20 protein-coding genes are annotated in these 22,398 nt (G+C 66.1%); 6 read left to right on the top strand and 14 right to left on the bottom strand.

Features of this window, described 5'->3' with window-relative positions:
• Positions 1–12 precede the first annotated feature (12 nt).
• The 4 genes from GOACH_RS05650 to moeA form a co-directional block, all read right to left on the bottom strand.
• A complete protein-coding gene (locus GOACH_RS05650; protein WP_005171895.1) occupies positions 13–2,307 on the bottom strand; it encodes an AAA family ATPase in 2,295 nt (764 codons plus the stop codon).
• Positions 2,304–3,335 (bottom strand): CDP-alcohol phosphatidyltransferase family protein, encoded by a 1,032-nt coding sequence (locus tag GOACH_RS05655; protein WP_005171898.1) that lies wholly within the window; start codon positions 3,333–3,335, stop codon positions 2,304–2,306. The genes GOACH_RS05650 and GOACH_RS05655 overlap by 4 nt, the downstream gene beginning before the upstream one ends.
• A gap of 1 nt (position 3,336) precedes the next feature.
• On the bottom strand, positions 3,337–4,146 hold the full coding sequence (locus GOACH_RS05660; RefSeq protein WP_083859025.1) for a phosphatidylserine decarboxylase: 810 nt from the start codon (positions 4,144–4,146) through the stop codon (positions 3,337–3,339).
• A 94-nt stretch (positions 4,147–4,240) separates the two neighbouring features.
• Positions 4,241–5,503, bottom strand: a complete 1,263-nt coding sequence (gene moeA, locus GOACH_RS05665; RefSeq protein WP_005171902.1) for a molybdopterin molybdotransferase MoeA — start codon at positions 5,501–5,503, stop codon at positions 4,241–4,243.
• Positions 5,504–5,570: 67 nt separating this feature from the next.
• Here moeA and GOACH_RS05670 point away from each other — a divergent pair, with 67 nt between their 5' ends.
• Complete coding sequence (locus GOACH_RS05670; RefSeq protein WP_005171905.1) at positions 5,571–6,371, top strand: HAD-IIA family hydrolase; 801 nt, start codon at positions 5,571–5,573, stop codon at positions 6,369–6,371.
• 18 nt (positions 6,372–6,389) lie between these two features.
• Here GOACH_RS05670 and GOACH_RS05675 read toward each other — a convergent pair whose 3' ends face one another.
• The 4 genes from GOACH_RS05675 to GOACH_RS05690 all read right to left on the bottom strand — a co-directional run bounded on the left by GOACH_RS05675 (position 6,390) and on the right by GOACH_RS05690 (position 10,082).
• Positions 6,390–6,869, bottom strand: a complete 480-nt coding sequence (locus GOACH_RS05675; RefSeq protein ID WP_005171907.1) for an SRPBCC family protein — start codon at positions 6,867–6,869, stop codon at positions 6,390–6,392.
• A gap of 100 nt (positions 6,870–6,969) precedes the next feature.
• The gene (locus GOACH_RS05680) at positions 6,970–7,401 is read right to left on the bottom strand and encodes a DUF350 domain-containing protein (protein WP_005171909.1); all 432 of its coding nucleotides are present in this window, start codon (positions 7,399–7,401) and stop codon (positions 6,970–6,972) included.
• A 78-nt stretch (positions 7,402–7,479) separates the two neighbouring features.
• Positions 7,480–8,877, bottom strand: coding sequence for an NtaA/DmoA family FMN-dependent monooxygenase (locus tag GOACH_RS05685; protein ID WP_005171911.1), 1,398 nt, complete (start codon positions 8,875–8,877; stop codon positions 7,480–7,482).
• The gene (locus GOACH_RS05690) at positions 8,874–10,082 is read right to left on the bottom strand and encodes an LLM class flavin-dependent oxidoreductase (RefSeq protein ID WP_005171916.1); all 1,209 of its coding nucleotides are present in this window, start codon (positions 10,080–10,082) and stop codon (positions 8,874–8,876) included. Before GOACH_RS05690 ends, GOACH_RS05685 begins: the two co-directional genes overlap by 4 nt.
• A 198-nt stretch (positions 10,083–10,280) precedes the next feature.
• Here GOACH_RS05690 and GOACH_RS05695 point away from each other — a divergent pair, with 198 nt between their 5' ends.
• On the top strand, positions 10,281–10,466 hold the full coding sequence (locus GOACH_RS05695; RefSeq protein WP_005171919.1) for a hypothetical protein: 186 nt from the start codon (positions 10,281–10,283) through the stop codon (positions 10,464–10,466).
• A complete protein-coding gene (locus GOACH_RS05700; RefSeq protein ID WP_005171923.1) occupies positions 10,463–11,617 on the top strand; it encodes an LLM class flavin-dependent oxidoreductase in 1,155 nt (384 codons plus the stop codon). The genes GOACH_RS05695 and GOACH_RS05700 overlap by 4 nt, the downstream gene beginning before the upstream one ends.
• Before the next feature lie 27 nt (positions 11,618–11,644).
• On the opposite strand, the gene GOACH_RS05705 is transcribed toward GOACH_RS05700, so the two are convergent.
• The 3 genes from GOACH_RS05705 to GOACH_RS05715 all read right to left on the bottom strand — a co-directional run bounded on the left by GOACH_RS05705 (position 11,645) and on the right by GOACH_RS05715 (position 15,294).
• Positions 11,645–12,769, bottom strand: coding sequence for an acyl-CoA dehydrogenase family protein (locus GOACH_RS05705; RefSeq protein ID WP_005171928.1), 1,125 nt, complete (start codon positions 12,767–12,769; stop codon positions 11,645–11,647).
• A gap of 28 nt (positions 12,770–12,797) precedes the next feature.
• Positions 12,798–13,967, bottom strand: a complete 1,170-nt coding sequence (locus GOACH_RS05710) for an acyl-CoA dehydrogenase family protein (RefSeq protein ID WP_040517794.1) — start codon at positions 13,965–13,967, stop codon at positions 12,798–12,800.
• A 70-nt stretch (positions 13,968–14,037) separates the two neighbouring features.
• Positions 14,038–15,294 (bottom strand): MFS transporter, encoded by a 1,257-nt coding sequence (locus GOACH_RS05715; protein ID WP_005171932.1) that lies wholly within the window; start codon positions 15,292–15,294, stop codon positions 14,038–14,040.
• A gap of 90 nt (positions 15,295–15,384) precedes the next feature.
• Here GOACH_RS05715 and GOACH_RS05720 point away from each other — a divergent pair, with 90 nt between their 5' ends.
• The 3 genes from GOACH_RS05720 (at position 15,385) to GOACH_RS05730 (ending at position 18,589) form a co-directional block, all read left to right on the top strand.
• Positions 15,385–16,014, top strand: a complete 630-nt coding sequence (locus GOACH_RS05720) for a TetR-like C-terminal domain-containing protein (RefSeq protein ID WP_052003919.1) — start codon at positions 15,385–15,387, stop codon at positions 16,012–16,014.
• Positions 16,015–16,080: 66 nt separating this feature from the next.
• Positions 16,081–17,493 carry an amidase gene (locus tag GOACH_RS05725; protein WP_005171934.1) on the top strand — a complete coding sequence of 471 codons (1,413 nt, stop codon included), beginning with the start codon at positions 16,081–16,083 and terminating at the stop codon, positions 17,491–17,493.
• A gap of 148 nt (positions 17,494–17,641) precedes the next feature.
• Positions 17,642–18,589: a dipeptidase gene (locus tag GOACH_RS05730; RefSeq protein WP_005171936.1), complete on the top strand. Its 948-nt coding sequence runs from the start codon at positions 17,642–17,644 to the stop codon at positions 18,587–18,589.
• Between the two features lie 95 nt (positions 18,590–18,684).
• On the opposite strand, the gene GOACH_RS05735 is transcribed toward GOACH_RS05730, so the two are convergent.
• The 3 genes from GOACH_RS05735 to GOACH_RS05745 all read right to left on the bottom strand — a co-directional run bounded on the left by GOACH_RS05735 (position 18,685) and on the right by GOACH_RS05745 (position 22,322).
• Positions 18,685–20,352 (bottom strand): class I adenylate-forming enzyme family protein, encoded by a 1,668-nt coding sequence (locus GOACH_RS05735; protein ID WP_005171941.1) that lies wholly within the window; start codon positions 20,350–20,352, stop codon positions 18,685–18,687.
• Positions 20,349–21,314 (bottom strand): cyclase family protein, encoded by a 966-nt coding sequence (locus GOACH_RS05740; protein WP_005171943.1) that lies wholly within the window; start codon positions 21,312–21,314, stop codon positions 20,349–20,351. The genes GOACH_RS05735 and GOACH_RS05740 overlap by 4 nt, the downstream gene beginning before the upstream one ends.
• A gap of 156 nt (positions 21,315–21,470) precedes the next feature.
• Entirely contained in the window at positions 21,471–22,322 is an 852-nt protein-coding gene (locus tag GOACH_RS05745; protein WP_005171944.1) for a TetR-type transcription factor C-terminal domain-containing protein, read from the bottom strand.
• Between the last annotated feature and the right edge of the window lie 76 nt (positions 22,323–22,398).

Genomic DNA, 22,398 nt, shown 5'->3' on the forward strand with positions numbered 1-22,398 from the left:
GCCCCGCAGCGGTCAGTCGTTGCGTCGGTCCGCGTAAGCGCGGAGATCCTCGACCTGCGCGGCGTCGAGTGACGGGCGCACGCGGGTACGCGCATCGGCGACGTCGTCCGCGGTGACCTGTGCTGCGTCGATGTCTCGGCGCATTGCCGAGAGCGCCGCTTCGCGCAGCAGCGCGGCGCAATCGGCGGCCGAGTAGCCGTCGAGATCGGCTGCCAGTCGCTTGAGGTCGATGCCTTCGGCGAGGGGGACCTTGCGCCCGGCGGTACGCAGGATGTCGGCGCGGGCATCGGCGTCCGGTGGTGGCACGAACACCAGGCGCTCCAACCTCCCCGGACGCAGCAGCGCCGGATCGATGAGGTCGGGGCGGTTGGTGGCGCCGAGCACCACGACGTCCTGTAGCGGTTCGACGCCGTCGAGTTCGGTCAACAACGCGGCAACCACCCGATCACCGACACCCGCGTCGGTCGACTGTCCTCGACGCGGTGCGAGGGCGTCGACTTCGTCGAGGAAGATCAGTGACGGCGCCGATTCGCGTGCCGCGGCGAACAGATCGCGGACGGCCTTCTCCGACGACCCGACCCACTTGTCCATCAGTTCGGCGCCCTTGACCATGTGCACCGAGAGCATGCCCGACGCTGCGAGCGCGCGCACGACGAAGGTCTTGCCGCATCCGGGCGGTCCGTAGAGGAGCACCCCACGCGGCGGCTCCACGCCGAGTCTGGTGAACGTGTCGGGATGCTGCAGCGGCCAGAGCACCGTCTCGGTGAGCGCCTGTTTCGTGTCGGTCATGTCGCCGACGTCGTCGAGCGTGATGGACCCGACCGCCACCTCCGGGGTGCGCAGGCGCGAGACCGGCCGGATGACGTCGAGTGCGCCGACGAGATCATCGTCGGTGAGCGTCGGCGGCGCAGCGGTTGCGCTTGCCCGCGCTGCCGCGCGCAAGGCACCCTCACGGGCGAGTGCCGCAAGATCACCAGCCACGAAACCTGGTGTGCGTGAGGCGATCTGGTCAAGGTTCAAGACGCCGTCGGTGGGCACCCCGGTGAGGATCACGCCGAGTATGCGGGCACGCCGTGCCGCATCGGGTAGTCCGATGACGAGTTCTCGGTCGCACAGATCGGGAGCGCGTAGGCGTTCGTCGACTCCTGCGGGTTCGGCGCTGGTGACGATCAGAGCGATGTGGTCGGACGATGGCGACGCCGCGTCGGCGGGGTTGATCGCCGCACGCAGTTCATCGAGGATCAGCGTCGACACCGGTTCGGTCTCGGCGGGCAGCAGGGCGTCGACGTCGGTGATGAGCAGCACCCCTGAGCCGGACCGCCGGAGATCGGCGACCGCATCACTGACCGCTCGTAGCCGCGACGACGCCTCGAGCGATCCGACAGTCGGGCCGTCGATGGTGGTCAGAGTTCGTGCAGCGCAGACCGATCGGGCCAGTGTTGCCTTGCCGGAACCCGCGGGACCGGAGATCAGCACGCCGAGTCGCGGAGTGGCGCCGAGCGCCCGCAACACCGCAGGCTCGTCGAGTGTGATGTCCAGCCATTCCGTGAGCTTCGCGACCTGGGCGTCGACCCCGACCAGCTCCGACGACGGGCGCACCCGATGTCCTGGCGATTGGGCACCCGGCGAAGTGGTGACCCAGCCCCGCCCCGTCCGGCCGTCGGCACCGGGATGCGCGCCGCCGGCGCCGGCGTTCATGCCGTCGGCACCGGCTTTCGCGTCGTTGGCCTTCATGCCGTCGGCGTCGGCTGCGCCCTCAGCCCAGAGGACCGCCGTCGACGGCTGGACACTGACGGGTGAACCCGGGTCAGTAGCGGCGACGGTGAGCAACTCGTTGGTCCACGTGATCCCGACCGACAGCGCCAGTGCGCGGGTCGCCGAGCTCGCGGTCAGTTCGGGACCGAGGTCGCGCGGCAGCAGCGACACCGCATCCCCGACCGAGAGCACCTTGCCGAGTAGTGCGCGTCGTAGTGTCGCCTCGTCGACGCCGCGCGACGTGACCGCGGAACCGGTCACGACGACGCGCGCCGCTCCGGACACGGCAACCCCGGAGAGCACGACGGATGCGTTTTCTTTGATGCCCGCGTTGGAGAAGGTGATGTCGTCGAGCAGCAGCGTTCCGGTGGGTGTCCCCGATGGTGCGGCAGCGACGACGGCAGCGGTCACGCGTGCCCCCGTGATCGACACAGCGTCCCATTCGCGTAATCCGAGCGCGGCCAGTGCTTCGGGATGCGCGCGTACGATCCCGCGCCGCGAATCGGCGGCAGAGGTGTTCAGTCGCGCAGTGAGCGTGAGCTGTGCGTTCATCGGGACTCACCGCTTTCGGCGGTGTCGGAGGTCGTCGGCTCGCTCGTCGGGTCAGCGCCGGGTTTGTGCAGACCGAGCCGCGCTGTCGACTTGCGGGGCGGAAGAACGCGACGGGGCTGGCTGCGGGCGATCGCACGACGCTCGGCACGGCGCTGGGCAGGCGGTGCCTCCCAGTGCTCGGGTCTCGCCTGCACCCAGCGTCGACTGCGCCACGCGAAAGGTATGTGCACGGCGTAGGCGACCACCAGGATGATCATCAGTACGTACGGGTAGGTGAGCAGCAGTGCGGCACCGATCGCGACCAGAATCAGCAGACCTGCAAGTTTGCGCGGATGCACCGACGATGTCTTGAGCGACGCCGTCGGAACCCGACTGACCGCCAGCAGCGCCACGATGACCAGCCAGCATCCGACCACCAACGGTGAGGTCCACCAGCCCTCGCCGAACTGCTGCACCAGCCCGATCGGCAACAAAGCGACCAGGGCCGCAGCCGGTGCGGGGACACCGACGAAGAAGTCACGGGTGTAGCCAGGGGCGTCGGTGTCGTCGAGCAGGGTGTTGAATCGGGCGAGTCGCAGCACGATCGCACAGCAGTAGATCAATGCGAAGCCCCAGCCGAGGTCGTGGCCGCGGAGAAGAGATAGGTAAACGATCAACGCAGGCACGACGCCGAAGTTGATGGCGTCGGCAAGCGAGTCGATCTCGGCACCGATCTTGCTGGTCGCGCCCATCAGTCGGGCCACACGTCCATCGAGTCCATCGAGAAGTGCTGCTGCGACGACGAGCGCCATCGCGAGGTTGACGTTGTCGTCGATCACCGCGCGGACCGCGGTCAGCCCCGCGCAGATCGCGAGAATCGTCAACGCCGACGGGACGAACATCCGACCTGCGGCCGCCTGGCGGCGCAGCGTTCCCTGCTCGTCGGTCGACGCCGTCCGGCGAGGGACACGACGCCGCGTCGACCGCATCGACGGATTGCGGTAGTGCAGTGGCGTGCGGTCTACGCCCGCACGATTGGTGCTGGGCATGTCACCCGCCGTCGCCGGTGCGGGTCGGATTCCGGACGCGCAGCGTCGCCAGCGGGGTCTCGGCGCCGACGGTGCGCTGCCCGACCGACACCCGCTGCGGAGTTCCCGGTGGGAGATAGACGTCGACGCGTGAACCGAACCGGATGAGCCCGTAGGTGTCGCCGATGGTGAGGTGGTCGCCGACCTTCGCCGTGCAGACGATGCGACGTGCCAACAGACCCGCGATCTGCACCACCGCGATGTCGGACTCGCGAGGCGTCGGGTCGGGGTCGTCGTCGCCCTCGGGACGTACGACCATCGTGGTGCGCTCGTTGGCCGAGCTCGCCTCAGGGAGATCGGCGGACACGAACCGTCCCGGTGTGTGCGTCACCGACACGACCCGACCGCTGATCGGGACGCGCTGGACGTGCACGTCGAAGATCGACAGGAAGGTCGAGACGCGGGGGCGTGGCCTCTCGCCGAGGCCTGATTCCGCTGGGGGAACGGCGTCGTCGACGAGGCTGACGATGCCGTCGGCCGGGGCCACCACGACGCCCTCCTCGGTGGGCGGCACCCGCGAGGGGTGCCGGAAGAACGCCGCGCAGGCGCCTGCCGCGGCGGTGGCCGGTACAGCGACCCATCGATGACGTCGACCGGCGAGAGCTACCGCAGACGCTGCGGCCACGAATGGCAGTCCGGCAGGGTGGATCGGGGGAAGCGTCTCACGCGCGAGTGCCACGAGATGCGCGGGCGTCAGCCCGGAACGGATGGGACCGTCGGATGCGGTTGCCGGATGTTGTGCTGATGCGTCCGGTCGCGGGCGCCTGGCCACCTGATCACCCTCCCGAGTCGGTCGCGCGTGGATTGTCCGTTGCGTCCATACAGCTTAGCGACGGCTGCCGACGTCGACTCGACAGCAGCCGGTCTCAGAGAACGACGACGTCGACGACGGTCCCAGCGGTCAGCGACGTGACCTCCGCCGGGATGTCGATCAACGCGTTCGCGCCTGCGAGGTACCGGAGGTGATGCGAGCCGGGTGGACCGATCGGTTCGACCACCGGCGACGTGTCGGACGGGGTGAGCGGATCGTCGACGACGCCGCGCAGGAACTGTCTCTTGCCCTCCGGCGATCGGATGTCGCTGCCGAGACGCGCGGACAGGTGCCTTCGGTCGGGTGGCAGAGCCATCGCCGCGCGCAGCGGAGGGCGGATGAAGACCTCGAACGAGACGAGTGAACTGACCGGATTGCCGGGGAGCGTGATGATCGGTACCTGACGCCCGGTCGCGTCCCGGTGATGGCCGCACCCCTGCGGCATGCCCGGCTGCATCGCCACCTTGACGAATTCGACGCGCCCCCGACTCTCCGCGGTCCGTCCGCCCAGGGCGTCCTTGACCACCTCGTAGGCGCCCGCACTGACGCCGCCGGACGTGATGATCAGATCCGCGTCTGCCGATGCGTCGTCGAGCCGCTCGAGGAAGTCGGCGACGTCGTCGGGAACGAAATGGATGTGACGTGCCAGCGCGCCCGCCTCGGTGACCGCAGCCGTCAGCATGGCGCCATTGGACTCGTAGATCTGCCCGTGCTGCAACGGTTTTCCCGGTTCGACGAGTTCCGAGCCGGTCGAGAGCACCACCACGCGCAATCGCCTGGCCACCTCGACGTCGGGGAGGCCGAGCGCCGAGAGCAGACCGATCTGTGCGGCTCCGAGTACCGTGCCCGCGGGTAACGCGACCTCGTCGCGCGCGATGTCGGAACCTGCACGGCGGATGTGCTTTCCCGGCTCGACGCTCGTGGTGAACCCGACGGTCGCACCGGAGCGGTGATCGACCGAGAAGTCGCCGTCGGTGAGTTCGACCTGAACCACGGCGTCTGCGCCATCGGGGAGCGGGGCGCCGGTCATGATGCGTGCGGCCGTCTGGGGCTCGAGGGTCACCTGCCCGGTTCGACCTGCGGGGATATCGTCGACGACGCGTAACCGGATCGGTTCGGCGGCGCTCGCACCGGCGATGTCGGCGGCCCGAACCGCGTAGCCGTCCATGGCAGAGTTGTCGAAGGCGGGCATCGGGAAGGCGGACACCGCGTCGTCGGCGGTGGCCATTCCCAGCGCGTCGGCAACCGCGATGCGGACGGTCTCAGGGGGTCCGAACAATTCGCTGACGGTCTTCTGATGTTCGGCGACGGAACGCATTGGCCCAGCATGCCATGCGATTCCGGCCCGCCCTGCGCTCGCGCCCGCTGCGCACTAGATTCGATGCATGACGCTGGGGCTGCTGCTCGACATCGACGGGGTGATGGTCACCTCGTGGCATGCGCTGCCGGGGGCCGTCGAGGCGATCGAAGAGCTTTCCGAGCGTGGCTATCCACGAATGTTCTTGACCAACACCACGTCACGGTCGCGATCGCAGATCGCCGAGGCGCTCGGCAACTGCGGATTCGACGTCGAGCCCGGCGAGATCCTCACCGCTGCCAAACTCACCGCGGAGTTCCTGTCGCGCAACTACTCGGGCAAGCTCGCATGGGTGCTCAACGAGGGCCCGATCGCCGAGGACATGACCGGTGTGCCGCTCACCGACGATCCCGCCGAAGCGCAGGTTGTCGTTCTCGGCGGCGCCGGACCGGTGTTCACGCACACCGCGCTCTCGACGGTGCTGGAGAAGATGCTCGCGGGTACGCCTGTCGTTGCGATGCACCGTTCGATGATCTGGTCGACCGAACGCGGACTGTCGATCGACACCGGCGTCTATCTCGAGGGACTCGAAAAGGCGTCCGGGCGAAAGATCCGCGCGATCGGCAAGCCGTCCCCGTTGGGGTTTCGCGCCGCGGTCGAACTGATGAACCTCGAACCCACGCAGGTGGTGATGGTCGGCGACGACATGCACAACGACGTCCTCGGCGCCCAGGCCGCGGCACTGATGGGAGTGCTGGTGCGCACCGGCAAGTTCCGTGAGGAGGCCCTACGCGCGCTTCAGCGCGACGAGTTCGGCCCCGTGCCCGATCACATCATCGGCTCGCTTGCCGACCTCCCGGCTCTGATGGAGAAACTCGACGGCGAGTGAGCCGGTGACGGAAGCAGGTCAGGCAGCCTGCGCCGCGCTCGACTCGGCGGCACGCTTGATCTTGCCGAGGGTCTCGGCCATCCCGACCTTGAGCTCTTCCTCGAACGAGTCGGCGCCGCCGAACACGGCGTCGACAAGAGTCGATGACACCTTGGTCGTCTTACCGCCGGCGGCTTCCCGGCGTTCGGTGACCGTGACGCCGCCCGACTGGTTCGGCTCAATGGTGTAACTCCACACCGTGTGGTTCTCGGAGACGCGGAAGCCGATCTCCTGGTTGGGTGCGAACCGCACGACCTTCGCCGTGGTCGGCCAGATCAGGGGGCCACGCCGATTGATGTTGACGGTGCGTGTGCCCAGTTTCACGGTCCCGCCGAGAACGAACATCTTCGCGCACTGCGGACTCCACTCACCCATGCGGGCGAGGTCGGAGATCACGGCCCACACCTGCGTCGGCGTGGCGTCGATGTCGATGGACTCTTCGATCAATGCAGCGGTCATGGTTCCCCCGGTTGTGCAGCGTGGACGGTTGGTGGCCGACGGTGTCGCCGGTCACAGCTCTGCACACCCTAGAACGCCTATTGTCGGACAGTCAATAAGGTCAGACGATCAGCACGGTACCGATCATCGCCGCCACCCCGACGAAGACCGCCGCCGAGATCCAGCCGGCGGGGTGCGCGTCGTTCTCGAGCAGTATGGTCCCGAGCTTGCCCGGCGTGAGCCAGTCGATGAGGACGAACGACCACATCATCACCGCGATGGTCAACACCACGTAGGCGAGCGTGTAGAGCAGGGCTTTCCAGAGCACCATGCCCGCTGTGTCCACGACGGAGGCGACGAGTACGAACGAAATACCGACGACCATCGACGTCGTGAGGATCATCGCGTTGCGGTTGTTGTCGACCCAGACGAGCTTCCGGAGCCGACCGGGCGTCACGAGATCGAGGGCAACGAAGCCGACGGCGAGCAGAGCCACTCCCATGATGCTGAACGACGCGCCCCAGGCCAGATTGTCGCCGAACACTGCGTCCACCTGTGATCTCCCCTCGTCGCCGACACGGGTCGGTGAGCTCGTCGCCGGGCGCCCGCGGGCGCGACGCCCACCAGAACCCTAACCCGTGGTGGCCGCGGAGAGCCCGAGATTCTCGCCCTGTCCACGGGTGTCGTCCTCTCCCCGCGTTCCGCCCAGTCCGAGGTTCTCCCGCAGTGTGCGTCCCGGATACTCGGTTCGGTACACCCCGAGTTCCTGCAGTTCGGGAACCACCTCGTCGACGAAGCGGTCGAGACCACCCGGCGTGAGGTGCGGGACGAGGATGAACCCGTCGCTCGCGTCGGCCTGCACATAGCGATTGATCTCGGTCGCGACCGTGCGCGCCGATCCGACGAACGCCTGGCGACCGGTGACCTCGATGATGAGCTCCCGCGTCGTCAGGTTCTTCGACTCCGCCAGCGCGCGCCAGCGGGCCGCGACGTCGCGCGGATCCTCGTGGATGCGCACACTCGCCCGCCCCTTGGCCACGGTGTTCTCTCCGGGCAACGGATCGATGGCGGGCAGTGGGCCGTCGGGGTCGTGGTCGCTGAGGTCGCGATTCCACAGTTGTTCGAGGAACTTGATGGCCGTCTGCCCGCTGACCTGGGCGAGGCGGATCTCGTGCGCCAGATGCGCGGCGTGCTCGTCGGTATCCCCGACGACGAACGTCGCCGCGGGCAGGATCAACAGGTCCTCCGATGTGCGCCCGTGGGCCGCGAGGCGTCCCTTGACGTCGGCATAGAAGGCTCGGCCGTCGTCGAGTGTCGAATGCCGCGAGAAGATCGCGTCCGCACGGGCTGCGGCGAACTCCCTGCCCTCGTCCGAGTCGCCCGCCTGGAAGATGACCGGCCGCCCCTGCGGACTACGCGGCACCGCGAAGGTTCCGCTGATGTCGAACTGCGAGTCGCGATGTGCGAACTGCCCGGCCTGAGGCCGGTGCAGGAACTCGCCCGTCGAGCGATCGGCGACGACGTCGTCGTGCTCCCACGAATCCCATAGTTCGACGGCGGTGTCGAGGAACTCGCGCGCCCGCACATAGCGTTGATCGGCCGGGAGGTACCCGCCCCGGCGGAAGTTCTCGCCGGTGAATGCATCCCATGAGGTCACCACGTTCCAGGCCGCGCGGCCGTCGGAGAGATGGTCGAGCGAGGCGAATTGCCGTGCCACCTCGACGGGTTCGTTGAACGTCGAGTTGATCGTGCCCGCGAGTCCCAGGTGATCGGTGACGGCCGCGAGCGCGGCGAGGACGGTGAAGGTGTCGGGCCTGCCGACGACGTCGAGGTCGTAGATCTCGCCATTCTGCTCGCGCAGCCGTAGTCCCTCGGCGAGGAAGAGGAAGTCGAACAGTCCGCGCTCGGCGGTCTGCGCGAAGTGGGTGAACGACGAGAACTCGATGTGACTGCCGGCGCCCGGATCACTCCAGACAGTCGTGTTGTTGACGCCGGGGAAGTGTGCTGCGAGATGTATCTGCTTGGTCATCGGGTGCCGCCTCCGACGGCTGTGCGCGTATATCGGTTGACCGGACGGCGGAGTCCGAGCGCTTCTCGAAGAGAGGGTGTGTCAACACCATTCGCACCCGCATCGACGATTCCGCGTCGGGCGAGCTCGGGTGCGAGGTCGTCGGCGATCCGCGCGAGGTCGTGTCCGATCGCGCCCGGATGCAACCGGATTCCCGACGGCCGGCCGCGCAGCCCAGCGCGCTCCTCGATCAGGTCGGCCAGCGCCGCGGCGGTGCCGACGAATGTCTGTGTACCGTCGTCGAAGTCGGTACCGAGCCAGTCGTCGTACCGTGCCCGCCGGTCCGCCGCCGCAGCGTGCGTGTCGTCGAGATAAACGACGAGGTCGTCGTAGAGTCGCGGTTGGTCCCGGTGTGTGCCATCTGTGGCCACCGACGTGGCGTCGAGGGCAGCGCGGTCTGCCGGACTCGTGAAGAATCCGATATCGGCGCTGCTGCGCAGCAATTCGAGGGACGTCGCATCCTCCGGTGACACGGTCACCGCGATCGGCGGTTGTCCCTGCGGTGGCCGTGGCGTGATCGACGGTCCGCGGACGGAGAAGAACTCGCCGTCGAAGTCGATGTAGTGCAACCGATCACGGTCGATGAAGCGGCCGGTTTCGACGTCGCGGATCTCGGCGTCGTCCTCCCAGGAATCCCACAGACGACCGATCACGTCGGCGTATTCGGCTGCTTCACGGTGTAGTGCAGGTCGATTCGACGCCGTCGCGACGTCGCGCCGCCCGAACAGTCGGATGTTCTCGGGACGGTCGTCGACGGCGAGGAGCACGCCCGCGCGCCCACCGCTGACGTAGTCGAGCGTGGCGATGGCCTTCGACGTGTGGAACGGCTCGGTGTGTGTGACCGTCACGGTGGGCAGCAGGCCGATCCGCGTGGTCAGCGGCGCGATTCGAGCCGCGACCAGCACGGTGTCGAGTCTGCCGTTGACGAGGTCGGTTCGTACCGGGATATCCGTCGACGACTCGTCGGGCAGGGGCGGCCGGATTCCGAAACCGTCGTCGAGCGTCACGAGGTTGGCACCCGCGCGTTCGGCGGTGAGGATGGCATCACGCCAGTAGCCCGCGGTGAACAGTGCGTCGGGTCTCGCCGCGGGGTCTCGCCATGCGGCCGGGTGTCGACCGGCACCCTGTAGCCCGATGGCCAATGACAGCGACGTTGAGGTGGTCACGCCACGACACAACGGGCGACCCGCTCGGCTCTCTTCCCGTCCGGAGGTCAAAAGATCAGCGTGATCGCAACCGTTCTCCCGATCGCCGAACAGGTGCTTACTGGGAGACTGCGGCCAGCCGAGGGCGGGCCGCTCCCGACGGGAAGACGATCTGTCGGTAATCGAGGCGTGGGAGTTCCGATGAGGTGGTTGTCCAAGATGAGCCCGTTGTCACAGATGAGCGCGCTGTCACAGATGATCGACACGCATCATCAGATGCTGTTGCGCGGGGCCGCGGGTCTCACGCCGGAATCGTCGGCGGCCATCTACCTGGAACCGGCTGGGCGCGGTACGAGCACGGCGCGCACCCGAACCGACGCGCCGGCACCGGGACTCCGCCGATGACGGCAGAACGCGTTGCACCGATACCGCTTTCGGTCCTCGACCTTGCGCCGGTGAGCGAGGGGTCGACGCCCGCAGAGGCGGTCCGACGCAGCATCGCGCTCGCGCGGGCCGCGCAGCAATGGGGATATCGACGCTTCTGGCTCGCCGAGCATCACTTCGTCTCGGTCGGCTCGTCGTCGACCGCCACCCTGATCGCGCTGATCGCTGCGGCAACCGAGTCGATCCGCGTGGGTAGCGCGGCGGTCCAGCTCGGCCACCACACCCCCGCGTCGGTGGTCGAGGCGTTCGGCACCATCGACGCTGTGTTCCCCGGTCGCCTCGACCTCGGTCTCGGGAGGTCGGGGCAGCGACGGCACGAGGCGCTGGCGGCGGCGACATCGGCTCCGACGAGGCCGCCGCTACCGCGCGAACCCGAACGCGTGGTCGACGGTCTCCTCCTGCCCGAACCGTTTGCGAGTGCAGCGATGCTGTCCTCTCCGTTGATCGCCGCCACAGCGCAGGCGCTGGAGTTCGAGGGCGCCACACAGCCCGACTTCGCAGACGCGGTCTCCGACATCCTGGCGCTGCTCGACGGCGGACTGCGCGTCGGCGAGGTTGAACTGCACGCTGTTCCGGGCGAACACGCCGACGTCGAGGTCTGGGTCTTCGGAAGCAGCAAGGGGCAGAGCGCACAGGTCGCCGGTGCAGAGGGTCTGCCCTTCGTCGCGAACTATCACGTCAGTCCCGCAACGGTTCTCGAGGCCGTCGACGCTTATCGCGCCAACTTCCGTCCGTCGGCACGGCTGGCGGAACCCTACGTGGTGGTCTCCGCCGACGTGGTGGTCGCCGACGATGACTCGCTCGCCACGCAGCTCGCGTCCACCTACGGTCATTGGGTGTACGACATCCGTACCGGTAGGGGAGCACAGCCCTATCTGGATCCGGGGACTGCGCCGCCGCTGACGGTCGACCAACGCGCAGCTGTCGACGATCGGCTCCGCACCCAGTTCGTCGGTGCACCGTCGACCGTTGCCGAACAACTCCACACGCTGGCGCGGGTGACCGGTGCCGATGAGCTCGTGATCACCAGTGTCACACATGATTTCGACGACAGGCTGCGTTCCCACCAGCTACTCGCAGCAGAATGGGGGCTCACCGACTCGCATCGGTGAACCCCCACGCCGCAGGTGTCCGTCAGATCAGTTGACGGTCACCATTTCGTACTCGCCGATCTTGTCTGCCAGAGCGCTGACGTGCTCGTCGGCGTCGCCGAGCGTGCGCGAGATGGCCGTCAGGCGCGCGACGTAATGTCCCACAGGGTATTCCGCGGTCATGCCGATGCCGCCGTGCATCTGGATGGACTCCTGGCCGACCTTGCGCGCGGAGCGGCAGATCTGCAGCTTCGCGCGGCTATAGACCGACGGATCGTCGACTCCGTCGTTGAGAGATGCCGTCGCGTACAGGCTCATGCTGCGCGCCAACTCGAGTGCCACATACACGTCCGACGCGCGCTGCGTGAGCGTCTGGAACGTCTTGAGCGGGACTCCGAACTGCTTGCGCGACTTGAGGTAGTCGGTCGTCAACTCCATCGCACGTTCCATGGCACCCACGGCTTCTGCGCACTGAGCGGTTTGAGCGAAAATGTCGGCGTAGGCGAGTGCGTCGGACTGGTCGCCTTCGGCGAGTTCGATGGCCGGGGTCCCTGCGAACGTGACCCGCGCGCCACGACGGTCGTCGTAGGTGCGGAAACCGTCAACGGTCACACCCGACGCATCGGAGTCGGCGAGGAAGAGACCGATCGTCCCATCCTGACGTCGGGCGCTGACCACGAACTTCTGCGCCACATCGCCTGCGAGGACCGGATACTTGACTCCCTCGAGGGTGACTCCGTCGCTCGAGCCGGTGGCGGTGGTGGTGACTCCGGCTGCGGGCCAACGATCTTCGGGCTCTGCGTGCGCATAGCCGAGCAGTAGACGCCCCTCGGACACCTCGGTCAGCAGGCTGGTCCGGCGATCACCCGAGGCGACCCGATCGATGACGATGCCCGGGAGTAGCGCGCCGTACAGGAGCGGCTCCGGCGCCAGGCTGCGGCCCACCTCGCCCATCAGTGCGCTGACCTCCACCGGGCCTGCGCCTGTTCCGCCGGCGTCCTCACTGAACGGCAGCCCCAGGATGCCGATCTCGGCAAGCGATGCCCAGATCGACGGCGACCATCCGCTCTCGGTCTCCGACACCGCGCGGATCTTCTCTATGTCATAACTCTTGAACACGCTGCGGACAGTGTCGCGCAGCAGTGCTTGCTCTTCGGTGAGCTCGAAATCCATTGTGTTACTCCAGGTTCTGCCGGGCCGACTACAGGCCGAGGATCGACGACGAGATGATGCTGCGCTGGACCTCCGACGAGCCGCCGTAGATGGTGACCTTGCGGTAGTTGAGGTACTCGGGCACGGCGAGCTGAGCCCATTCCGGGGTTCCGACGCCGGGTGCATCGACGGCCAGTCCACGCGCACCGGCGACATCGGCGAGCAGCTCCGTCGCCGACTGCTGCAGTTCGCTGCCGCGCAGCTTGACCAGCGACGAAACGGGGTTGGGCTTGCCGTCTGCCGAACCTGCGACGACGCGCAGTTGCGTCACCTCGAGTGCGAGCAGTTCGGTCTCGAGTTCTGCCAGACGCGCCGCGAACAGCGGGTCGTCGAGCAGCGTGCCGCGTGCGGTCGTGGTCGCGGCGGCGAGTTTCTTGGCCTCGGCGAGCTTGGTTTTGGTCCAGCCGACGCGTGCGATGCCGGTGCGCTCGTTCCCGAGCAGGAACTTGGCGTAGGTCCACCCTGCGTTCTCCTCGCCGACGAGGTTCTCGACGGGCACCTTGACGTCGTTGAAGAACACCTCGTTGACCTCGACGCTGCCGTCGATCAGCTTGATCGGACGCATCTCGATTCCCGGGGTGTCCAGATCGATGAGCAGGAAGCTGATGCCCGCCTGCTTCTTGACGTCGGGGTCGGTGCGCACGAGGCAGAAGATCCAGTCGGCGTACTGGCCGAGGGTCGTCCAGGTCTTCTGGCCGTTGACGATGTAGTGGTCGCCGTCGCGGACCGCCCGGGTCTTGAGCGAGGCGAGATCCGAACCGGCCTCGGGCTCGGAGAATCCCTGGCACCACCAGATGTCGAGGTTGGCGGTCTTCGGGAGGAACCGCTCCTTGATCTCCTGCGATCCGAAGGTCGCGATGACCGGGCCCACCATGTTGACGTTGAACGTCAGGGGATCGGGGACGAAGTTCAGGCTGAGCTGATCGTGGTAGATGTTGCGCTGGACCGGCGTCCAGTCGCGACCACCCCACTCCTTCGGCCAGCCCGGTGTCGCAAGGCCTTCTGCGTTGAGGATGCGTTGGGTGGTGACGATGTCGTCTGGCAGGTTCAGCGCGCCTGCGGCTGCACGCTGACGGATCTCCTCGGGGATCTTCGTCGTGAAGAAGCTCTGGAGTTCTTCGCGGAACTTCTGTTCATCTGAATCGAACTTCAAGTGCATGTAACCAGTCTTACCCTGTGGCACCTGTCCTGCAAAAGTGCGGGCGGGCGAGTTGGCGCCGGATCGTGCCCTATCCGATAGTGGGTTCGGCGCGCGCCTCCCTGCGCCGGGTCCACGCGGTGACCGCAGCGCCCAGCACGGTGACGACCAGGACGTATGCGACGTAACAGACAACGGTTTCCTGTAACCCGATGTGCGACACCACGAGTCCTGCGATCACCGCCGGCACGCTGAAGGCGATGTAGCTGGTGATGAAGACAGCGGAGAAGACCTGCCCCCGCTGATGCGAGGGAGTCCGGTTGCTGACGTTGTCGAGTGCACCGAGGAACGTACCCGCGAAACCCGAGCCGGCAAGGATGGATCCGACGATGTAGAGGGGAAGCATCGAGGTGAGGACGCCTGCGAGCGAGATGACCGCCCCGCACGCGAGCGCCGGATACCCGTACGTCAGCTTGGTGCCGGCGTTCCAGCCCGTGATCGCCATCGAGGTGAGTGCTCCAGAGGCGAAGAAGACGAACAAGACCGCGCCCGCCGCGCCGTGGTTCTCGATACCGAATACGCGGGCCACCACCGACGAGCCCAGCGAGAGGTAGAGACCACCCATCGACCAGGTCGCCACGAATGCCGGAATTGCAGTGACGAACAATCTCTGCAGAGCCGACGGCACCGATGCCTGCGGCGCGAGCGTCCGCCAGACGTGGCGGCGGGAGTCGAAGCCGACGCGCTCGGATGTCTCCGGCACGATCAGCAGCGCGACCAGCAGGATCGCGAACACGGCCAGCGTGACCTCGTAGACGAGGAATCGTGGCGCGGGTGCGTACTGGACCAGCACGCCGGCGATGACGACACCGCCCGCGAGTCCGACGGTCGGTCCGGCGCCGGTGATCGCAGAGCCGAGACGTTGCGATGGCTGCATGTCGACGACGGTCGCGGTGAGCGTGCCGATCGCTGCACCCGTGGCCAGGCCCTGCAGAGCACGTGCGGCGATCAGGAGGCCGACGCTGTCGGCCACGACGAAGAGCACCATGCTGGCGATCAGCAGGACGAGCGCTGCCGCAAGCACGGGCCGTCGACCGATGTGGTCGGACAACGACCCCACGGTGAGCAGGCTGACGAGCATGGTCGCGACGTAGACCGCGAACACCACGGTCAGAGTGAACGGCGAGAATCCCCACAACTGCTGGTACACGGGATACAACGGCGAGGGGGCCGCTGAGGCGAACAGCACCGTGATCATCGTGGCGGTCACGATCCAGAACGCGCGATGCGGGTGCAGAGGCCTGGTGCCGCGACGCCGACGTGAGGGGGTCTCCAGCGTTGCTGTCACGACGTTGCCTCCTAAAGCAAATTCGATTGCATTAAGGTTAATGTATGCGCGACCTGTCATAAAAGCAACGTGATTTGCAATAATGGTGGCATGGCTGGAACGTCGCAGGCAACCGAACCCTCCGCAGCGGACAACGGGCCGTCGGCGGCCGCCCCGGCGGTCTCCCGGTCGCACGCCAAGCGACCGGGCGGACGAAGTGCTCGTGTGCAGAGTGCAGTGTTCACGGCGGTCGGCCAGCTCGTCGGTGCCGGTGAGCGCGAGACGATGACCATCCCGCAGGTCGCAGAGCTCGCGGGAGTCAATCCCACCAGCATCTACCGGAGGTGGGGGACGATCGGTGATCTGCTCGGGGAGGTCGCGGTGGCTGCGCTGACGCAGGGGGAGGACCTGCCTGATCATGGTGTGCTCGCCGACGATCTCGGCGACTGGTCACGGATCATCGCCTTCGACATCGCTCGACCGAAGCGCCGTGCCTATCTGCGCGCGATGGCCTCGGCGCGCGATGGCATCGTCGAGGCGTGCCCGTGCTGGGAGATCAGGCGGGAGCAGGCGACACAGATGATCGAGCGCGCCGCTGCGCGCGGCGAGCGGGTGCCCAGTGTGCGGCAGGTGCTCGACCACATCATCGCCCCGCTCTATCACCATGCGGTCTTCGCGCTTCCGATCGACGATGATTACGCCACCGATCTCGCCGGAGACGTCATGGCGATGGTGCGGTGAGTACATCTATCTGACCGGTTCGACCGGTTCTGCCCTTGTCCGGTTCGCAATGGCTAGGCTTCGGCCATGCAGCACGTACATGCCTTTCGCGACGACGCACTGGGCGACCTCGATGGAGTAGGGATCGGTGCGGCCATCGCCGCAGGTGAGATCTCGGCGCTCGAAGCGGTCGACGCCGCGCTCGATCGCATCGACTCGGTGAACCCGGTGCTCAATGCGGTCGCCTTCGACGACCGTGAGCGCGCCCGCAAGCGCGCCGTCGATGTCGACTTCGGAATGTGCTCCTTCGCCGGTGTTCCCTCGATCGTGAAGAACAACACCGGATTTGCAGGGATACCGACGCGCAACGGTTCAGCCGCGACCCCCAACCGGCCGGAAACCGAGACCGAGCCGCTCCTCGAACAGTTCTGTTCGACCGGCGTCAACATCGTCGGAGCCTCCACGCTTCCCGCGTTCGGACTCACCGCGACAACCGAATTCGTCGACAGGGAGCCGACGCGCAACCCGTGGGACACCGACTTCTCCTGCGGTGCGTCGTCGGGAGGATCGGCAGCGCTCGTCGCCGCGGGGGCGTTGCCGATCGCGCACGCGAACGACGGCGGCGGTTCGATCCGTATACCCGCGGCGGCATGCGGCCTGGTGGGGTTCAAGCCGAGCCGTGGTCGTCTGTTGTTGACGGCGGAATCCGAGCAGATGCCCATCGATCTCATCGCCAACGGAATCGTGAGCCGGTCGGTTCGGGATACCGCGCACTTCCTCGCCGATGCCGAGAAGTTCCATCCTGCACAGAATCTTCCGGCGATCGGACTGGCCGACACCCCCATCCGTCGTCGCCTGCGCATCGCGATGATGACCGAGCCGATCACCGGCCAACTCCTCGACCGCGACACGGAGACCGCCGTTGCGGGCGTCGCCGAACTGCTGGAGTCACTCGGTCACGGTGTCGAGCATGTGCCGGTGCCGGTCGACAGACGCTACGTCGACGACTTCACCGAGTACTGGGCGCTGCTGGCGTTCTTCATCGACCACTTCGGAAAACGTTCCTACGGCAAGGAGTTCGACCGTAGGAAGCTCGACGCGTTCACGCTCGGACTCTCCCGGAAGTACCTGCGTCGGATGTGGCACACCCCGTCGATGATCCGCGCTTTGAAACGATCGACCGCAGTGTTCCGTGACATGTTCACCCGCTTCGACGTCGTGCTGACCCCGACACTGGCGCACACCACCCCCGAGATCGGATACCTCGATCCCGCAGGCGAATTCGACGTCATCTTCGATCGGCTCATACGCTACGTCTCGTTCACCCCCATCAACAACACCTCCGGCACGCCCGCCGTCAGTCTGCCGCTGGCGCAGTCATCCTCAGGTATGCCCATCGGTGTGCACTTCTGCGCGGACCTCGGCGACGAGCGCACCCTGCTCGAGTTGGCGTACCAACTCGAGGCGGCCCGCCCGTTCGCCCGAATCCAGGACTCCTGAGCGAATTCACCCATTGCGCAACAGCACGCACTGACGGGCGATGACTGACGAGTCACACCGCGCCGTTCCAAAACGTGTACATGCGACCATTCTCGTCGATGCCGCGCTCGGTGTGCGGGAGATCGGTATGTGATCAGAAAGGATTCGGATGGCCTTGCTCTGGGACCAGCACGCGTGCCTGCCGTTGCAGCCCGACGCCGATGTCGGGTACCTGACGAGATTCGCCCGTTCGGGGCCGACGTACGTCTCGGTCAACGTCGGATATGCACCGCAGACCTTTGTTGACTCGACGAACCTGTTGGCGCACTTCACGTCTCATATCTCGGCTCACCCCGGACTGGCGGTCGCCACGACTCTCCATGACATCGACGCGGCGGGTGAGCGCGGGCAGATCGCGATCGGCTTCGACCTCGAGGACTCGAATCCCCTCGACGGAGACCTCGACAACGTGCACCGCTTCGTCGAACTCGGTGTACGCACCATGTTGCCCACCTACAACCACGCGAATGCCGCCGGTTGCGGCTGCCTGGACGTCACCGATACCGGACTGACATCGTGGGGTCGCCTGCTGGTGCGTGAAATGAACTCCGCAGGAATGGTTCCCGATGGATCGCATTGCAGTGCGCGCACCGGTCTCGAACTCTGTGAGGTGTCGGCCAAACCCGTCATCTACAGCCACTCGTGCATGCGGTCGGTGTGGGAGCACCCGCGCAACATCACCGACGAGCAGGCGCGCGAATGCGCACGCACTGGAGGTGTCGTCGGTATCACCGGTGTCGGGATCTTCCTCGGCCCCAACACTCCGACACTCGACGCCATGACACGGCACCTCGAATACGCCGTCGAACTGGTCGGGATCGACCACGTCGGCGTCAGTACCGATCACTCCTTCGACGCCGACGACTTTCTCGCCGAGATTCGTGACCACCCGGACTCGTTCGACGATTCGTACACCCGCTGGGGTCCGATCGAATGGATGGCACCGGAAGTGTTCGTCACTCTTGGAGCCCACCTGTCGGGGCGGGGGTGGGCCGACACCGACGTCGCAGCAGTGCTCGGCGGAAACTTCCGGCGGGTCGCTGCGGTGAGCTGGTGACGTGTGCAAGGGGCGCAGAATCCACGAGGGCGGGGCCGTGGTGCCGGACCCGCCCTCGTGAGAACTTCACGGTGCGTGAAATGTCTACGCGAGACTCAGTTCTGAGCGCGCAACTCTCGACGCAGAATCTTCCCGGTGACTGTCTTCGGGAGGTCCTCGACGATCTCGATCATCCGTGGGTACTTGTACGCCGCCATCTGCTCCTTGGCATAGGCGATCAGGTCCTGCGGCGTCACTGAGTGACCCTCTCGAACAGAGACGTAGGCCTTGACCGTCTCGCCGCGATACTCGTCGGGCACGCCGACGACCGCGACCTCGCGGACAGCAGGATGGGTGTAGAGCACGTCTTCGACCTCGCGTGGCCACACCTTGTATCCGGCGGCGTTGATCATGTCCTTCTTGCGGTCGACGAGGTAGAACCAGCCGTCGGAATCCATGAAGCCGACGTCGCCGGTGTACAGCGACCCCTCGGGAATCGACTTGGCTGTCGCCTCGGGCTTGTTCCAGTACCCACGAACCACCTGCGGTCCTGTCGTGACGAACTCGCCGACCTCACCGACGGGTACGTCGTCGCCGTTGTCGTCGACGACGCGTACAACCGTGTTGAAGACCGGCACACCCACCGACAATGCGCCCGATTCGGGGTCGACGGGTGCTCGTACTCCGAAAGGCACACCGTGCGAGGGGGAGTTGGTCTCTGTCAGGCCGTAGATATTGTGAATGTAGGCGCCGAAGATGCCCTCGAGACGGTCGGCGACGGCCGGGGCGATGGGCGCACCACCCGAATAGAGAACTCGTAGACTCGCGAAGTCCTCGGGCGTCGCTCCTTGCGCCGACGCGAGCGCATTGAACGCGGTGATCGCTGCAACCGTGAACACCGGCCTGCGTTCACGGATGGCATCGAGCATCACCGCAGGTTCGAAGCGATGCGCGAGTACGAGCCCAGACCGCGAGATCATCGCGAACATGACATGACCGATGAGTCCGGTGATGTGGAACAGCGGGGCCACCCCGAGGATTGCTTCTCCGGGTTTCAACCCCGTCCAGTCGCGATAGGTCTGTGCGTTGAACGCAAGATTTCGGTGTGTGTTCATCGCGCCCTTGGGCTCCCCCGTGGTGCCAGACGTGTACGCCAGGACCGCGACATCGTCGGGGTCGGGGTGCGCCGGTGGGAGATCGGCGTCGATGCTCGTGTCGATGATCTCGACGAGATCGATCGTGGTCTCGAACGTGCGGCGCGTGAGTCCGGCGAACAGCCGCTGATCGTCGCGGGTTTGAAAATCCAGTTCGGAGCACGTGATCACCGTGGTCACCTCCGTGGCACCGCTGTCGATCACGTCTCGTGCCACCTCGTCGTACAGGTCGCCGAGAGTCAGCAGGGCGACGGCGCCCGAATCTGCGAGCAAGTAGGTGAGCTCGCGAGCCTTGTTCATCGGATTGATTGCGACCGCAGCTCCACCCGCACGCCACGATGCGATGAGTCCGATCACGAATGCCGGGTTGTTCTGTACGTAGAGAGCGAGACGGCTACCGTCGCGAAAACCTCGCTCCCGCAGTGTGACTGCGAGTGCGCGAGATGCTCTGTCGACGTCGCCGAAGGTCAACGTCCCGTCAAAGTAGTACAGGAACGGATCATCCGGGGCGGATCGAACGGCGGCATCGAACACGTCGAGTCCGGTGGGGTATTCCTGATCGATTGTCGTCGGCGTGCCATCGGGATACAGCGATTGCCAGGGCTTGTCCGTATACGTCTGTGTCGTCACTTGATCACCACGGGGTTGACCGGTGCGCCCGATGCGTTGTGGATCTTCAAAGGTGCTGCGACGTAAAAGAACTCGTAGACGCCGTCCTGCGCGCAGTCGTCGGCAAGCTTCTCGAGGTCGCAGATCTCGGTGAACGCGATTCCCAGATTGCGCATGAGTGCGTTGTGGAGGACAAGGGCTGCGCCGTTGTGGGGGTCGGTGGTGATCTCGTTGGCGATCGTGTCAGTCACCAGGTTCGGGATCTCCTTCTCCTGGAACCATTCCACCAACTCGCGAGAGTAAACCAGACCCGGCTCGCAGAAGTCGTCGTAGAACTTGTCGCCCTCCTCGAAGAACAGTGCTAGGTGGTTGGTGCGAATGATCAGAATGTCGCGTGGAGTGATCTCGATCCCTTGGGCTTGTGCGCACTTCTCGAGATCTGTGTGGTCGAAGGTCTCGCGTGCACCGAGGTAGTCGACTCCGCGGTACCGTGCCATATCGAGTAGTACCGCACGTCCGGCGACGCCGCGTTCGGCGATGGGTTCGACGCTTGCCTTGTCGAGTCCGCCGACGGTCGTTCGGGCGTCGTAGCCGTTCCAGATCTGGCCGCCGTACCAGACGTGGCCGAGGGCGTCATACTGCGTGGAGCCCTGGAGGAAGGCATTGATCTTGTCGTCGGCGTAGTGCAGGCCGCCGGGGAAGGCCGGACCGTCGCCACCCTCGTCCCAATGGGATTCGTCGAGGATCATCTCCGTGGTGGCCGGCGCGCGGCCAGGCCATACCGGGTCGCCTGCGGGATCGCCGATCAGTCGCTGCAGCGTGAACAGCGCGCCCCTTCTGATGAGAGCCGCGCCCGCGAGTACCTGATCGGTCGTCAGATAGTTCAGGCTGCCCACTTCGTCCTCGGGCCCCCACTTGCCCCAGTTGGATGGGGCGCCGTCGAGGAGTTCGGTGAGTTCGGGAACCTGCGGAACGGTGGTCATGAGTCAGCTACCTCCAGAGTTGATGTCACGTCGCTGAACTGTCCGAGCGATCGTTCGGTATCAGTTCAGTGAGATGAGGATCACAGATCCCGACCCAGCTCGTCAACCCCTGTTTTCCCGCGAAGCCGGGGCCGTGACGGGCGGTCAGTCACGTGTTCAGCTGGACTGAACTCTGTGTCCCATCATCACGAGCGCCAGATCTGCGTACTCCGCTGCCACCTGAGCCGGGGACTGTGGCCCGTTCGGCGAGTACCAATACGGCAGCGCCATGCACATGGTTGCGATCGCGCGACCGGTGTTGTGTGGTGTTGCGGTGAGGAAGCTGCCCTCGGCGACCGCGCGGGCCGCCACGTGGTCGAGGTCTTGTTGTATCTGCCTGCGCATGTTGGCGATCCGCGAGCGGTCGGGTTCTTCGAGACTGCGCATCTCCGTCGCGGCGATGAAGGTGAGGTCTCGACGTTCGGTGTGGCACAGCGCAAGAGCCTCGACCATCAAGGCGAAATTCTCAGCGGGAGAACGTCCTTCGGCTGCTGCTGCAGCCATCCTCCAGCTGATTTCCGCCATCGTCGCGTCGAACAGGGCGACAAGGAGCCGCTGCTTACTGCGGTGATGGTGATAGATGCCCGCCACGCTGATACCCGCAGCGGTTGCAACCGAGCGCATGGTTGCACCGTGATAGCCCGTTTCCATGAACACCTCGACGGCAGCGCCCAGCACGGGGTCGAGATCGAGGCGGTCGAAGTGTCGCCACTGGGCCGACGAGTCGGTCGACGGTGTTCGTGCTGACGCTCGGGCAGGTGTGTCGCACTCGAGTAGCGTGCCCGCCGGTATGTCGAGTGATCGCGCAATCGCGTTCAGACGCTCGACGGTGACCGAGACCTTTCCATTCTCGATGGCACTCATGGTCCCCACACTCACACCGAGTGCTGTGGCCAGTTGCCGCAACGTCATGCCGGCGTGCGCACGGGTACGCCGGATGGCAGCGCCCACATCGCCGTGTTCAGTCACCCTGAACACGCTAGCCGAGAAACCACTAGTCCCGCGGTCATTTCGTCTCCCTGTCCACCTGCGAGTTCGTACACTC

It is taken from the genome of Gordonia aichiensis NBRC 108223 (genome assembly GCF_000332975.1).
In the GTDB taxonomy this organism is placed as follows: domain Bacteria; phylum Actinomycetota; class Actinomycetes; order Mycobacteriales; family Mycobacteriaceae; genus Gordonia; species Gordonia aichiensis.

Coding starts and splice junctions, on each gene's coding strand:
- GOACH_RS05740 (WP_005171943.1), bottom strand. CDS start 21,314: ATGACCACCGTTCCGCAGGTTCCCGAACTCACCGAACTCCTCGACGGC.
- GOACH_RS05705 (WP_005171928.1), bottom strand. CDS start 12,769: ATGGATTTCGAGCTCACCGAAGAGCAAGCACTGCTGCGCGACACTGTC.
- GOACH_RS05675 (WP_005171907.1), bottom strand. CDS start 6,869: ATGACCGCTGCATTGATCGAAGAGTCCATCGACATCGACGCCACGCCG.
- GOACH_RS05685 (WP_005171911.1), bottom strand. CDS start 8,877: ATGACCAAGCAGATACATCTCGCAGCACACTTCCCCGGCGTCAACAAC.
- GOACH_RS05655 (WP_005171898.1), bottom strand. CDS start 3,335: ATGCCCAGCACCAATCGTGCGGGCGTAGACCGCACGCCACTGCACTAC.
- GOACH_RS05730 (WP_005171936.1), top strand. CDS start 17,642: ATGGCCTTGCTCTGGGACCAGCACGCGTGCCTGCCGTTGCAGCCCGAC.
- moeA (WP_005171902.1), bottom strand. CDS start 5,503: ATGCGTTCCGTCGCCGAACATCAGAAGACCGTCAGCGAATTGTTCGGA.
- GOACH_RS05670 (WP_005171905.1), top strand. CDS start 5,571: ATGACGCTGGGGCTGCTGCTCGACATCGACGGGGTGATGGTCACCTCG.
- GOACH_RS05650 (WP_005171895.1), bottom strand. CDS start 2,307: ATGAACGCACAGCTCACGCTCACTGCGCGACTGAACACCTCTGCCGCC.
- GOACH_RS05700 (WP_005171923.1), top strand. CDS start 10,463: ATGACGGCAGAACGCGTTGCACCGATACCGCTTTCGGTCCTCGACCTT.
- GOACH_RS05710 (WP_040517794.1), bottom strand. CDS start 13,967: ATGCACTTGAAGTTCGATTCAGATGAACAGAAGTTCCGCGAAGAACTC.
- GOACH_RS05725 (WP_005171934.1), top strand. CDS start 16,081: ATGCAGCACGTACATGCCTTTCGCGACGACGCACTGGGCGACCTCGAT.
- GOACH_RS05695 (WP_005171919.1), top strand. CDS start 10,281: ATGAGCCCGTTGTCACAGATGAGCGCGCTGTCACAGATGATCGACACG.
- GOACH_RS05720 (WP_052003919.1), top strand. CDS start 15,385: ATGGCTGGAACGTCGCAGGCAACCGAACCCTCCGCAGCGGACAACGGG.